10 protein-coding genes are annotated in these 13,593 nt (G+C 70.4%); 4 read left to right on the top strand and 6 right to left on the bottom strand.

Annotation, left to right across the window (positions count from 1 at the left end):
• Positions 1 to 47 precede the first annotated feature (47 nt).
• Together BL254_RS03730 and BL254_RS03725 are read left to right on the top strand one after the other, a co-directional pair.
• The gene (locus tag BL254_RS03730; protein WP_013874426.1) at positions 48 to 257 is read left to right on the top strand and encodes a hypothetical protein; all 210 of its coding nucleotides are present in this window, start codon (positions 48 to 50) and stop codon (positions 255 to 257) included.
• Between the two features lie 65 nt (positions 258 to 322).
• Complete coding sequence (locus BL254_RS03725; RefSeq protein WP_076842530.1) at positions 323 to 1,075, top strand: DUF4191 domain-containing protein; 753 nt, start codon at positions 323 to 325, stop codon at positions 1,073 to 1,075.
• Between the two features lie 349 nt (positions 1,076 to 1,424).
• On the opposite strand, the gene BL254_RS03720 is transcribed toward BL254_RS03725, so the two are convergent.
• Positions 1,425 to 1,823 (bottom strand): PPOX class F420-dependent oxidoreductase, encoded by a 399-nt coding sequence (locus tag BL254_RS03720; RefSeq protein WP_047224719.1) that lies wholly within the window; start codon positions 1,821 to 1,823, stop codon positions 1,425 to 1,427.
• A gap of 442 nt (positions 1,824 to 2,265) precedes the next feature.
• Positions 2,266 to 2,952 carry an RDD family protein gene (locus BL254_RS03715; protein WP_083730814.1) on the bottom strand — a complete coding sequence of 229 codons (687 nt, stop codon included), beginning with the start codon at positions 2,950 to 2,952 and terminating at the stop codon, positions 2,266 to 2,268.
• 194 nt (positions 2,953 to 3,146) lie between these two features.
• On the opposite strand from BL254_RS03715, the gene glnA (BL254_RS03710) reads away from it, so the two are divergent.
• Both glnA (BL254_RS03710) and glnII read left to right on the top strand, forming a co-directional pair.
• Complete coding sequence (gene glnA / locus BL254_RS03710) at positions 3,147 to 4,571, top strand: type I glutamate--ammonia ligase (RefSeq protein ID WP_013874430.1); 1,425 nt, start codon at positions 3,147 to 3,149, stop codon at positions 4,569 to 4,571.
• A gap of 463 nt (positions 4,572 to 5,034) precedes the next feature.
• Positions 5,035 to 6,096 (top strand): glutamine synthetase GlnII, encoded by a 1,062-nt coding sequence (glnII, locus tag BL254_RS03705; RefSeq protein ID WP_076842529.1) that lies wholly within the window; start codon positions 5,035 to 5,037, stop codon positions 6,094 to 6,096.
• Between the two features lie 78 nt (positions 6,097 to 6,174).
• On the opposite strand, the gene BL254_RS03700 is transcribed toward glnII, so the two are convergent.
• The 4 genes from BL254_RS03700 to glnA (BL254_RS03685) form a co-directional block, all read right to left on the bottom strand.
• The gene (locus tag BL254_RS03700) at positions 6,175 to 9,414 is read right to left on the bottom strand and encodes a bifunctional [glutamine synthetase] adenylyltransferase/[glutamine synthetase]-adenylyl-L-tyrosine phosphorylase (RefSeq protein WP_076842528.1); all 3,240 of its coding nucleotides are present in this window, start codon (positions 9,412 to 9,414) and stop codon (positions 6,175 to 6,177) included.
• 55 nt (positions 9,415 to 9,469) lie between these two features.
• A complete protein-coding gene (locus tag BL254_RS03695; protein WP_076842527.1) occupies positions 9,470 to 11,185 on the bottom strand; it encodes a hypothetical protein in 1,716 nt (571 codons plus the stop codon).
• A 26-nt stretch (positions 11,186 to 11,211) separates the two neighbouring features.
• Positions 11,212 to 11,394, bottom strand: coding sequence for a hypothetical protein (locus BL254_RS03690; RefSeq protein WP_013874434.1), 183 nt, complete (start codon positions 11,392 to 11,394; stop codon positions 11,212 to 11,214).
• A gap of 586 nt (positions 11,395 to 11,980) precedes the next feature.
• Entirely contained in the window at positions 11,981 to 13,339 is a 1,359-nt protein-coding gene (glnA, locus tag BL254_RS03685) for a type I glutamate--ammonia ligase (RefSeq protein ID WP_076842526.1), read from the bottom strand.
• Between the last annotated feature and the right edge of the window lie 254 nt (positions 13,340 to 13,593).

Here is a 13,593-nt window from a genome sequence, read left to right as displayed (position 1 = left end):
AACGAGATCGTGACCGACAGCGCGTCCGACCGGCCTGGGAGATCTACGTGATCCTGCTGAAGTCACTACTGACCGCCGCCGAAGAACTGACTCTCCTCCTCCTCCCACACGGCGGACAGCGGACGGCACGCCGTAACGCCTGGCGTGCCGCCGCCGACCTGCAGGTGGGTGCCGGCCGGCACGGCGAGCCCTCCTGGAAGGTCGTGCGCGCCGTGCCGCCGACCGCGGGACGGGTGGCCATCGCGACCGAACGTTGACCCCCGTCAGCTCGCTGGGCACCACGGATCGAGCTGTACCCGATTCAGGTCGTAGGCTCGCGGTCATGGCGCGCACAAACAGGTCCGGCGGCAGGGCGCCCGCCGCCGCGGGGACCACGGCGGGAAGCGGACGCAGGAAAGGGGCCGAGCGCAGGGCAGCCAGGGCTGGACGCCTCACGCAGCTACGGACGGTGTTCCGGCTCACCCGGCAGCGTGATCCGCATGTGGTGTGGTGGTCGCTGCTCGGCCTGGTGATCCCGGTGGGGATCGTCGGCGTGCTGCTCGGGCTCGTCGTCGGTCCGCTGTGGACGTGGCTGCCGATCGGGATCGTGCTGGGGCTGCTCGGTGCCGTGAACGTCTTCAGCCGCCGGGTCCAGAAGACCGCGTACGCCGAGATGGAGGGCCAGCCCGGCGCCGCCGCCGGGATCATCGAACGGATGCGCGGCGACTGGCGGCTCACCCCCGCCGTGGCGATCAACCGCAACCAGGACGTCGTACACCGTGTGGTGTGCCGCGCCGGCGTGGTGATCATTGCCGAAGGTCGGGGACGCGGCCAGCGCGACCTGCTCGGCACCGAGGTCCGCCGCGTCCGCAAGGTGGTCGGCGAGACACCCATCCACGACATCGTGATCGGCAGCGGCCCCGGCGAGGTGCCCCTGCCGAAACTGCGGCTGACGCTGATGCGGCTGCCCCGCACCCTGCGTCGCGGCGAGGTCGACCCCCTGGCACGACGGCTACGGGCAGTGAGCTCGCCAACCCTCCCCATCCCCAAGGGCCCCATCCCCCGCAACATCCCCCGCGGCAGAAAAATCCGGTAGACCCCAAATTTTCGCCTGGGCGAAAATTTGGGGACCCCTACCTCGAGGGCCGGCCGTCGCATGGGGTTCGCAATCTCCCCCGGAGATCGCGAACAAGAAGCACCCCCACCCTCACCCCAGGCCCTCCCCCACGCGCTCCTTTTCCAGAGCCGCCGCCGGGCCGCCGCCCACCACTGATCGCCGGACCACAGATGCGCGACGGCCCGCGACCGGGCCACCGCGATCATCACAGGACAACCCATCCCGCAAACCATCCCAAACAGCACGAAGGATGTGAATGCGCTGCTGTCGGAGCAGCACCGCATTCACATCCTTCCTGGCGTCCCAGGTTCGTCCCGCGGGCCGCGAGCTATCCGTTGGCGACGATGCGCCGCGGGGTCAGCGTCAGCAGGACGCGGTTGTCGGTTGGCGCTGGGAACGTCTTCAGCGTCTGGCCGTAGTGCGCGAGCAGGCGTTCCAGGAACGACGTGTCGCTGATGTCCTCAAGCGTGACGTCGCCACGCACCTCCAGTGTGCGGAACGGGTTGGTGGGATCGATCAGGAAGAGGGTCGCCTGGGGGTGGTCGACGACGTTGCGGTACTTCTGCCGCGACCGGTGCAGCGACGTGCGCACCACGTCGCCGTCGAGAAGGAACCAGATGGCCGTCGTCTGCGGATAGCCGGCGGCGCCGACGGTCGTGAACGCGGCCGCGCTCGGCGTCTCCAGAAGATCACGATGCGTGGCGGGAATGGAAGTGACCTCGGACATCCTGTCAGCTTGCCTCAGCCACGACTCCTCGTACCAGCGAGACCCGAACCACTCGCGGCCAACCCACCGCCTACACATCCCGACCACTGCAGAACAAGCCCGCCGCATGAACCGGTCCCGAACGGCGCGTACGAACGATGTGAGTTTGCTGCTGTCAGAGCAGCAGTGCATTCACATCCTTCGGGGATTCTCAGGACGGCTGGGGAGGGTGGCAGGTGCGCCCGGGACTGCGGGTGGGAGGCCGCCGCATGCCGGGCCCGCACACGAAGATCGGCTCGTGTGAAGAGCCGCGGAGCCCGCTCCGCGAGAGTGGGCATGGGAGATCCTGCCCTGGGGCAGGTCCCATCGTTGGAGAGTCCGCTCCGCGGGAGCGGGCGTGGGGGCGTTCGTCCGAATCCGGACGAGGGCGACGTCAGCCGGTTCGTCCCACGGGCCGATGCGTCTACTCCGCGGGTCGATGTGTGGGCCTTTGCGCTCCGGGGTCGGGACGACGCCTGGGCCTGGGCTGTGCGGGGTCGGGACGTCCGGGCTTGCTCTGGGCGGGCCTGCGCTGCCCGGGAGCGGGGCGGTCGGCTCCGCCCCGGCCAGGGGTACGTTCGGCTCCGTCGCGGCCGGAGGCGGGGTGGCCGGGCTCGGAGCGRCCGGAGGCGGGACCGCCGGAGGCGGCGCGGGCGGGGTCGCGGATGACCACGGTGCCGGCCGCGCGGTCGTGGGTGCCGCGCAGGTCCCGGTCCCAGATGAAGGCCGGTACGGCCAGGGCCAGCAGTACGGTACGGACCGCGCTCCAGAACCATCCCGCCGGGCGGTGGTCGCGCACCCGGATGACCCGGACACCGAGCATGCGCATCCCGATGGTCTGCCCGTTGACCGCGATCAGGATGAACTCCTCCAGCAGGAAGGCGAGGTAGACGGCGAGCCCCCGGGCGTTGACGGAATACCGCAGCCCGAACAGCACCGGGACGCCGACCAGCAGGTTGGCGATGATGGCGTCCACCGCGAACGCGGCCAGCCGGGGACCAACGCCGACCGCCGAGCCGGGACCGTCCGCCGGCAGGCCGAGGCGGACGCCGGGCGGGGTGTCCCGGGGAAGTTGCGGACCTTCCAGCCAGTTTCCGAGTGCGCGTCCCACGGCGTAAGCCTATGCCCGGTCCCGCTCCCGGCGACCGCCCCGAAAATCCAGTCGCCCAGAGTAACAATTTCCTGCTGTGTTACAGTCGCGAAACGACTTCGTCATGTTTGCGGAACCATGCGGCGTTACGGTCCGCATCGGGGCATGGCGTATCCTTCCTATCCACACGGCCATGAAGCTCCCTTGGAGGGTGGATGTTCACAAACGCCGAGGACGTACTTCGCTACATCGCGGACCAGAACATCGAATTCGTCGACGTTCGCTTCTGTGACCTTCCTGGGATTCTGCAGCACTTTACGATCCCGGTCGAGGTCTTCTCCGCGTCGGTGTTCACCGACGGCCTGATGTTCGACGGGTCCTCGATACGCGGGTTCCAGGCGATCCACGAGTCCGACATGCTGCTGCTGCCGGATCCGACCACGGCCTTCGTCGATCCGTTCCGTGAGCACCCGACGCTCGCGATAACCTTCTTCATCCATGACCCGATCACTCGGGAGGAGTACTCCCGGGACCCGCGCAACACCGCGAGGAAGGCCGAGGCCTACCTGCGGGGCACCGGTTTCGCGGACACCGCCTACTTCGGCCCGGAGGCGGAGTTCTACATATTTGACGACGTACGCTACGACTACAATCCATATGGCTCCCTGCACGCTGTGGACTCCGTCGAGGCGGCCTGGAACACCGCCCGTAAGGAGGAGGGCGGGAACCTCGGCTACAAGCCCAGGTTCAAGGGGGGTTATTTCCCGGTTCCGCCGACCGACCACTTCACCGACCTGCGCTCGGAGATGACCCGGACCCTGATAAGGGCCGGGGTCACCGTCGAGATGCAGCATCACGAGGTGGGCACCGCCGGGCAGGCGGAGATAGACATTCGTTACGACACCCTGCTGCGGACCGCCGACAACCTGATGCTCTACAAGTACATCATTCGTAATGTCGCGGTCGCCCGTGGCAAGACCGTGACCTTCATGCCGAAGCCGCTCTTCGAGGACAACGGCTCGGGGATGCACGTCCACCAGAGCCTGTGGCAGGGTGACGAGCCGCTGTTCTACAGCGAGAGCGGCTACGGCGGCCTGTCGGAGCTCGCCCGCTTCTACATCGGTGGGCTGTTGCACCACGCGCCGGCGCTGCTGGCGTTCACCAATCCGACCACGAACTCCTACCGACGGCTGGTGCCGGGCTATGAGGCACCGGTCAACCTGGTCTATTCGGCGCGTAACCGTTCGGCCAGCTGCCGCATACCGCTCAGCGGCGTCTCGCCCAAGGCGAAGCGGATCGAGTTCCGGGTCCCCGACCCGAGCTGCAACCCGTACCTGGCCTTCGCCGCGATGTTGATGGCCGGCGTGGACGGGATCCGTAACAAGATCGAGCCGCCGGACCCGATCGACAAGGACCTCTACGACCTTCCCCCGGACGAGCTGGCCGCTGTGCCGCAGGTGCCCGGATCGCTGGAGAAGGTACTCGACGCGCTCGAGGCCGACCACGAGTTCCTGACCGAGGGGAACGTCTTCACCCCCGACCTGATCGAGACGTGGATCGACTACAAGCGCAAGAACGAGGTCGACGCGATCCGGCTCCGGCCGCATCCGTACGAGTTCCAGCTCTACTACGACATCTGACGGACGTCTGACGAACATCTGGCGAACGTTGGACCGGACAACCGACCAGACGTCCGACGGGACATCCGACGGGCGGGGCCGGCGGCGGGAACATCCCGCGCCCGCTCCGCCCGTCCGGCGATTCGACCGCCCGCCGCCGCGGCCGGGGCCGGCCGGGCCGCGGCGGTCGGAGCGGCGAAGAACAAACAAAACAAACATGGTCGGAACACCGGCGGCGGGACGTGGGCATGGTCGTGCCGTCGCCGGTCGTCCGGGTGGCGAGAACAGTTCCGGAACACCCGGGAAAACAAATTGACCGGAAATACGTGATTGACCGGAAATTTACCGTGGTGGAACGGCGCGGAAACCGGACCCGGCGAAGATCCGGACGGACCCTCCTGGCACCCGCGGCCCGGGTCGGAACAATCCGCAGGTGCGCGACGAGAAACTCCGCTACGTGCCATGCCAACCACGGGGAGTATGAGTGAGTTACCAGGCCGAGTACATCTGGATCGACGGCACCAGGCCGGAGCCCCTGATGCGGARCAAAACCCGTATCGTTGCCGACGGCAAGGAACCGGACATCTGGGGCTTCGACGGCTCGAGCACAAATCAGGCGCCGGGATCCAACTCGGACTGCGTCCTGCGGCCCGTGTTCACCTGTCCGGATCCCCTGCGCGGCGGGAAGAACGTCCTGGTGCTGTGCGAGGTCGAACTGACCGATTTCACCCCGCACCCGACCAACACCCGCGCGTTCTGCCGCCAGGCCTACGAGAAGTACGCCGACCAGCAGCCGCTGTTCGGTATCGAGCAGGAATACACCTTTTTCCAGCAGGGCCGGCCGTTGGGCTGGCCCGAGGTGGGCTATCCGGCCCCCCAGGGTCCCTACTACTGCGGTGTCGGCGGCGAGAAGATGGTCGGCCGTGCGATTGTCGAGAGACACACGCAGGCGTGCCTCGACGCGGGCCTCGCCATCGAGGGCACCAATGCGGAGGTCATGATGGCCCAGTGGGAGTTCCAGATCGGTGTGCTCCCGCCGCCCGCCATCGGTGACCAGATATGGGTCGGCCGCTGGCTGCTGCACCGGATCGCCGAGGATTTCGACGTCACCGTGTCGTTCGCGGCGAAACCGATTCCCGGCGACTGGAACGGTGCGGGCGCGCACACCAACTTCTCCACCAGGGCCACCATGGAAAGCTGGGACGCCATTGTTACCGTGTGTGAAGCGCTGGGCACTCGCGTCCTGGAGCACGTGAAGAACTACGGGGACGGGATCGAGCAGCGGCTGACCGGTCAGCACGAGACCGCTCCGTACGACAGGTTCTCCTGGGGTGCTTCCGACCGCGGCGCGTCGGTCCGCATTCCGTGGGCGGTGGAGAAGGCCAAGAAGGGCTGGATCGAGGACCGCCGGCCCAACGCCAACATGGACCCCTACCTGGTCACCGGCCTGATCGTCGACACCTGCTGCAGTGCGCTGGCGGGCACCAGGCCGTCCCTGGCCATCCCGGGCCAGAAGGAGTCGCTGAACACGGTCGTCACCGTCTGAGCCGCCGCAGCAGCTTCACAGCAGCCTTACACAGCACAGCCTTACAGCAGCCCCATAACAGCCCGTAGCAACCGACGGCTACCCGTCCGCGCCGGCCGGGTAGCCGTTGTCCAGTTCGCGGGCGAACACCGCTTCCACCACCGCGCGAGCGTGCGCACCACCGCGCCGGTAGTCGCCCATCAGCGTCTCGGCCTGGTCCGCCGGACGGCCCAGCGCGCCTGCGACCTGGGCCAACGCCCGCGGCTGACGGGGCAGCACGTCCCCGGGACGTCCCCGGGCCAGCATGATCGCGTTACGGATGCGGGACGCCGTGGTCCACGCCTGCGTGAGCGTCGCGGCCTCGGCCGGGTCGAGCAGCCCGGCCGAGGCCGCCGCGCGCAGCCCCGCGAGCGTGGACGTCGTACGCAGCGCGGGCACCCGGTGGGCGTGCCGCAGCTGCAGCACCTGCACGGCCCACTCCACGTCGGCGAGACCACCCGGGCCGAGCTTGAGGTGCAGGGTGTGGTCCACGCCCGAGGGGATGCGTTCCGCCTCCATCCGGCCGCGTAACCGGACGAGCTCGGCGACCACACCGGGCCGCAGCGCCGGCGGATAGCGGATCCCGTCCACCCACGCGCAGAACCTCTCACCGAGGGCGACATCCCCCGCGACCGGGCGCGCCCGCAGCAGCGCCTGCGCCTCCCAGCCCTGCGACCAGCGGTTGAAGTAGGCGGCGTAGCTGGCGAGGGTGCGGGTCATTGGCCCGGCCCGCCCCTCCGGGCGCAGCTGCGCGTCCAGGACGAGCGGCGGGTCGGCGCCGGCCGGCAGGGCCAGCAGCCGCAGCAGTTCGGCCACCACCGACCCCGCCGCGGCAGCGACTTCACTGTCCGTGAGTGAACCTCTGCTGTCGTCCACCGGCTCGTGGACGAACACGACGTCCGCGTCACTGCCGTAGGACAGCTCCTCCCCGCCGAGCCGGCCCATCGCGATCACCGCGATCCGCACCGGGAGCGGCCGGCCGGTCTCCTGCTCGAAGCGGCGTTGCGCGACGAACAGGGCCGCCTCGATCGTCGCGGCGGCGGCGTCCGACAGGGCCTGGCCCACCGCGGCGACGTCGAGCAGCCCGAGCAGGTCCGCGCAGGCCACCCGGAGCAGTTCGACCCGGCGCACCGCACGGGCCCGTCCGACCGCCTGCTCCCGGGCCGGGTTGCGGCGGGCGATCGCGATCAGCGCCCGGACGAGCTGCTCGCGGCCGCTGGGCCGCAGGTCGTCGATGGTGCGCAGCAGCCGCACCGACTCCGGGGCGTGCTGCATCAGGTCCGYGACGTAGGTGCTCGCCGCCAGCAGGCGGGCCAGCCGCTCGGCCGCGCCGCCCTCGTCCCGCAGCAGCCGCAGGTACCAGGGGGTGTGCCCGAGCGCCTCGCTGACCCGGCGGTAGGCGAGCAGGCCGGCGTCGGGATCGGCGGCGTCGGCGAACCAGTGCAGCATCGCCGGCAGCAGGCGGCGCTGGATCGTCGCGGTCCGGCTGACACCGCTGGTCAGCGCCTCGATGTGACGCAGCGCACGCCCCGTGTCGGCGAAGCCCAGGGCGGCCAGCCGGTCGCGGGCCTCCGCCGGTGTCAGCCGGACCTCCTCCGCGGACAGCCTGGCCACCGCCTCCAGCAGCGGCTGGTAGAACAACCGCTCGTGCAGCCGGCGGACGAACCGGGCGACCCGGGCGTGCTCGGCCTCCATCCGCTCGGCGGTGGCGAACCCGAGGGAACGGGCCAACCAGCGCATCTCGGCCGGGTCCCGGGGCAGGGTGTGCACCCGGCGCAGGCGCTGCAGCTGCAGGCGGTGCTCGGTGCCGCGCAGGAAGCGGTAGGCGTCGGCGAGGCCGGCGGCGTCCCGGCGTCCCACATAGCCGCCGCGGGCGAGCGCGTCGAGCGCGGACAGCGTCGAGACGGCACGCAGCGTCGGGTCGGCCCGGCCGTGCACCAGCTGGAGCAGCTGGACGGCGAACTCGACGTCGCGCAGCCCGCCGGGGCCGAGCTTGAGATCACGGTCGGCGTCCGCCCTGGGCAGGGAGCGTTCCACCCGGCGGCGCATCGCGCGCACGTCGGCGACGAAACCGGGCCGGGAGGCCGCCGACCAGACCAGCGGCCGCACCGCGGCGCACAGCTGTTCCCCCACCTCCCGGTCGCCGGCGATCGGGCGGGCCTTCAGCAGCGCCTGGAACTCCCAGGTTCGCGCCCAGCGCCGGTAGTAGGCGTCGTGGCTGGCCAGGGTCCGCACCAGCGGGCCGTCGCGCCCCTCCGGCCGCAGCCCCACGTCGACCTGGAACAGCGTCCCCTCGCTGGTGACCGCCCCGCAGGCCCGGACCATGCCCACCGCCAGGGAGGTCGCCGTGCCCAGCGCGGCGGTCCGCGCGGCGCTGGTCGTGGCCGGCCGGCCGTCGTCGCCGGGCTCGGCCACGAACAGTACGTCGACGTCGCTGACGTAGTTCAGCTCCCGGCCGCCGCACTTGCCCATGCCGACGACCGCCAGGCGGGCCGGCGGCGCCGACGGTGACAGCGCCGAGCGCGCGACCGCGAGCGCCGCGTCCAGCGCAGCCGCCGCCAGGTCGGCCAGCTCCGCGGTGGCGTCGTCGAGGGACACCGCGCCGGTCAGGTCGCGCGCAGCCAGAATCATGAGGGATCGGCGGTAGGCGACCCGTAACGCGTCGAGGACCTCGGTGCTGTCGCCGGCGGCCCGGGGCAGCGGCATGTCCGGGTCCGCCCCGACCGCGCGCAGCAGCCGCGCCCGCGTCAGGTCGGCGTCCGGTGGCGTCCGCATCAGGTCGTCGTCGGCGAGCACCCGCCAGTCGGTCGGATGCCGGACCAGATGGTCGCCGAGGGCGGCGCTTGCCCCGAGCACCGCCACCAGCCGGGTGCGCAGGCCGGGCCGGGTACCCAGGACGGTGAGCAGGTCACGTCCGACATCGGCCGGCGCGGTTTCCACGATCCGTTCGAGTGCCGCGAGCGCGAGGTCGGGATTGGCGGCCCTGGCGAGTTCCGCCAGCAGGGCATTCTCGTAAAGATCGCCGGACGGCGCGGCGGCACCGGCGGCACCGGCGGCACCGGCGGCACCGGCGGCACCGGCGGCACCGGCGGCACCGGCGGCACCGGCGGCACCGGACGGATGCTCGTCGTCGTGGTCGACCAGGCCGAGCCGGCGGACCGTGACGGCGAACCTGTCCACGTTGGTGAAGCCCATCCGGGCCAGTTGCGCCTGCACCGAGCTGCCCCGCGGGTGCGTGCTGCCGATGCTGCCGAGGTCGCCGGGCACCCGTGCCACCCCGGTCCGGGAAACGTCGCCCACCCGTCCATCCTGGCCCCAGATTGCCCTGCCGGCGCCCCGGTCTCGGGGCGTCCGCTCAGCGCAGCCAGGACGTCAGGACGGCCCCGATCACGACGACCGTGCCGAGGCCGGCGGCCAGCGCACGCCCCGGGCCGCCTCGCCCGGTGGCGACCGCCGCCCGAACACCCGCGCCGGCCAGCCGCGACAGCAGGAAGACGATGCCGACCGCCGGGAGCACGAGGACGACGACACCCAGCGCATCCGCGATCATGACTGCCGGCTGCCCCGCCCCGGCGGCGTGCGCGACGAGCCCGGCCCGGTCCCGCACCGCGTCCACGGACCGGGCGACCACGCTCGGAGCGATCATGATGATGAGGACGAGGTTGGTGGCCAGCAGCGGCGCCACGACCAGCACCCATACCGTGATCGTCCGTTGCGCCCGGTGGGTGAGCGCCGCCACCCGCGGATCCGGGGCCTGACCGCTGCCCCGCTGCCGGCTCTGGCTCCGAGCACGGTTGTGGGCAGGGTAGCGAGCAGAGTGATGGGCAGGATTGCGGCCACGGGCCAAGCCGCGGATCCGGTCATGGTGACGGCCGCGGCGTCGGTGCCGTCCTCCCTCGGTGTGCGCCCACCGCCGGCAGCGCTCACGCGCCTGGTACAGCCGGGTGGACAGCACCGGCCCGATCCTGGCGAACAGGTCCGGGACCCCGGCGAGATCGCTCAGAATGTAGTACCCGTCCAGCCGGACCACCGGTACGAGCTGCTGGAACGCCTCCAGGTGGACGAGCAGGACGATGACCGCGAGCGTGTCCGCGCCGCTGATCGCGTAGGCGGTCCCGAGGCCGACGATGACGATCGCGTTGAAGTACACCCCGCCGAGGTCGGTGCGCAGCCGGCCGGCGCGGTCCAGCCGGTAGGCGTCGGTGACGTCGGTGTACAGGGCCGGCCACAGCAGGTAGATGCCGCATCCGATCACCCCCGGCCGGCCGCCTCCGTAGTGGCAGGCGGCGGCATGGCCACACTCGTGGAAGATCATGGACGCGAGCGTGCCGCCGAGAACCGTGAGGATGAGCGCCGGGCTGGCCAGCACGTGATGTATCCGCGTGTCGACACCGGAATCAGCGCCGGTGCCGGTGCCGGCCGAGGTGAGCAGCGAGGTGAACAGCCAGGCGTCCACGATGACCAGGGCGGCCAGGACGCCGGTTACGACCACCGGCCGGAACAGCGGCGCGAGCAGGCGCGCGAGCGTGTCCACGGCCGGTTCCGGCACAAGCGTGCGGCGGCCGGCGAGTCCCAGCAGCGGGGTCGCTCGGGGGGTCGCGGTGGCCCCGTGACCGTCCGCGATCACTCCGAGGGGGATCAGTTTCGTCGCCAGCAGGTACACGACGTCGTCCGCGCTGACCGCGCGCCCGCTGACCGCCCGGACCCGCCGCGCGATCGCGGGGATGTCGCGGCTGCCGTCCGCGGCGTCGACGATGTGCCGCAGCAGACCGGTGAGCGTGATGACCTGGCCGTCCCGCCGACGGACCAGGAAGACCTGGCCGCGCAGGCCCGACCCGGTGAACTCGCCGAGCATCCGCAGCCCCCCGGCGGCAACCGGGTGCTGGGGCACGGCCACCGCCGGGACAGTGGTGGCCATCGCGGCGCCGGCCGCCGCTGTCTCGGCGGTGGCCACCAGGGCGTCGGCCGCCGCCGGGGCATCGGCGGCGGCCGGCTGCGCCGTCACCGGGCCGGCCGACGGCGGAGCGTGGGAGAAAAGGACCGCGCCGCCGTCGGCCTGCCGGAAAGCCACTGCTCGGCCACCGGCCCGACGTCCCGTCAGAGCTGGACGAAGAAGGCGCCGCCGACGAAGTCGGCCGTCACGGCGAAGAGACCGCCGAAGAACCCGCCGCTCCAGCCGAGATCGGTGTAGTCCCAGACGGCCATCGCCGAACGCTCCGGAAGCAGCTCGGCGTGTTCCGCCGCGAGCTCGGCGGCGTCCAGGCCAGTTGTAGTCGTCATTGTTCGTTTCCCTTTCGGATGTTATCGTCCGCTGAACGGCCAGTAATGGTCGTACCTGTCCGCGCGCCTGTTTCTCTCGGGCCTGCGCGTCGTTCCGCGGACCTGTTCCGCGACTGTTTCATGTTTCTTCTTCACATATTTTTTTCATATGTGATGAACCGCAGGCGACCGCGCCCGGTGGACGACGGGCCCGGAAGCACGGCCGCATGGCCGACACAGTTCGCCGCATACCGCCGACCAGGTCGCCACAGGCCGCTTTTGCGGTCCATCGGGACTGGACTTTAGAGGCCAGGACGGCGGAGCGCAAGCAACCGGCCACTTCCAGTCGCCATGGGGTCGGATCCGGATTCAGGTGAATCGTTTCACGGTATTTCTCGACAACCGGCCATCGTCCACCCGATATCACCTTTTCAGCGGACCGGATTCGGGCGGCGGACCTTCCCGGCACGGATGCGGGACGGACGGCCGCGTCCCGCTCCCGCTCGCGGCTTCCCCACCACCCCACGCGGCCGGCTCACCCGACGGAACGGCCGGTCACAGAACGGGTCCCGGCCACCGGACGGGGTCGATCACAGGATGGGGCCGATCACAGGATGGGCAGGTACCGGTCGATCTCGAACGGCGTGACCTGGCGACGGTACTCGGCCCACTCGGCCCGTTTGTTCCGCAGGAAGAACTCGAAGAGGTCGGCGCCGAGCGTGTCGCGTACCATCTCCGACCGCTCCATGGTCGCGATCGCCTCCTCCAGCGTGCCGGGCAGCGCCCGGATGCCCCGCTCGTTGCGCTGCGGCTCGGTCAGGGTCCACACGTCGTCGGCCGCCGGCGGCGGCAGCTCGTACCCCTCCTGGATGCCCCGCAGGCCCGCGGCGAGTATCAGCGCGAACGCCAGATAGGGATTGCAGGCGCTGTCCGGCGACCGGAACTCGATCCGGGTCGCGTTCGGCTTGTTCGGCTTGTGCAGCGGTATCCGCACCAGGGCGGAACGGTTGTTGTGCCCCCAGCACACATAGGCGGGCGCCTCCAGCACCTCACCGGCACGCTGGTCGCCGACAATTCGTTTGTAGGAGTTCACCCACTGGTTGGTCACCGCGGTTATCTCGGCCGCGTGGACGAGCAGACCGGCAATGAAGGCCTGTGCGACCTTGGAGAGATGATAGGGGTCGGTCGGGTCGTAGAAGGCGTTCCGGTCACCTTCGAAAAGGCTGAGGTGGGTGTGCATACCCGACCCGGCCTGGTCACTGTACGGCTTCGGCATGAACGTCGCGTAGACACCCTGCCGCAGCGCGACCTCCTTCACCACCTGACGAAATGTCATGATATTGTCGGCGATGGTCAGGGCGTCGGCGTACCGCAGGTCGATCTCCTGCTGGMCGGGCGCCACCTCGTGGTGGCTGAACTCGACGGAAATACCCAGCCGTTCGAGCACCCCGATGGCCTGCTGCCGGAAATCGTGGCTGATGTCGTTCGGCGTGAGGTCGAAATACCCGGAGTCGTCGACCGGCGGCGGCACCGGCGCGCCGCGCTGCGGCGGCTGCCGCAGCAGGAAGAACTCGATCTCGGGATGGGTGTAGAAGGTGAAACCGGCCTCCGCGGCGGTGGCCAGCGTCCGCCGCAGGACCCAGCGGGAATCCGCCGGGGACGGCGCGCCACCCGGCATGACGAGATCGCAGAACATCCGCGCGGTCACCGGGCTGTCCCCACGCCAGGGCAGCACCTGGAAGGTCGACGGATCCGGCTTGACGAGCATGTCCGCCTCGTGGACCCGGGCGAAGCCCTCGATGGACGACCCGTCGAACCCGATGCCCTCGGCGAGTGCCCCCTCCAGTTCGGCCGGCGCGATCTCGACGGACTTCAGCACGCCCAGGACGTCGGTGAACCACAACCGGATGAACCGGATGTCGCGTTCCTCAAGGGTTCGTAGGACGAACTCCTGTTGCTTGTCCATGGCAGCCTCCGCGCTGGAGAGGGCTGGAACGAGGTCGGCTCGCCGTCGCGGGCGGGCAGGTGGTCCAAAGAGCGCCGGTCGGATAGTTCCCAGCCGACCATAGCGACTGGCCTGCCCGAACGTCCCGGCGCGGCATCCCGACAACCAGGCCGGTGACATATCGTCACGGCTGGGTTCGGATCGGTCCCTCCCGGGCCGAAGACGGCGCGATCATCGTTTTCCGCGTCGGCGCGGCCGTGCTCCCCGGGTCACTA

The organism is Protofrankia sp. BMG5.30 (assembly GCF_001983005.1).
Classification (GTDB): Bacteria; Actinomycetota; Actinomycetes; order Frankiales; family Frankiaceae; genus Protofrankia; species Protofrankia coriariae.
This window is presented reverse-complemented; position numbering and strand designations above follow the sequence as displayed.

Bases quoted from the DNA above. Each gene is read 5' to 3' on its own strand.
- BL254_RS03720 (WP_047224719.1), bottom strand. From the start codon at position 1,823: ATGTCCGAGGTCACTTCCATTCCCGCCACGCATCGTGATCTTCTGGAG.
- BL254_RS03725 (WP_076842530.1), top strand. From the start codon at position 323: ATGGCGCGCACAAACAGGTCCGGCGGCAGGGCGCCCGCCGCCGCGGGG.
- BL254_RS03690 (WP_013874434.1), bottom strand. From the start codon at position 11,394: ATGACGACTACAACTGGCCTGGACGCCGCCGAGCTCGCGGCGGAACAC.
- glnA (WP_013874430.1), top strand. From the start codon at position 3,147: ATGTTCACAAACGCCGAGGACGTACTTCGCTACATCGCGGACCAGAAC.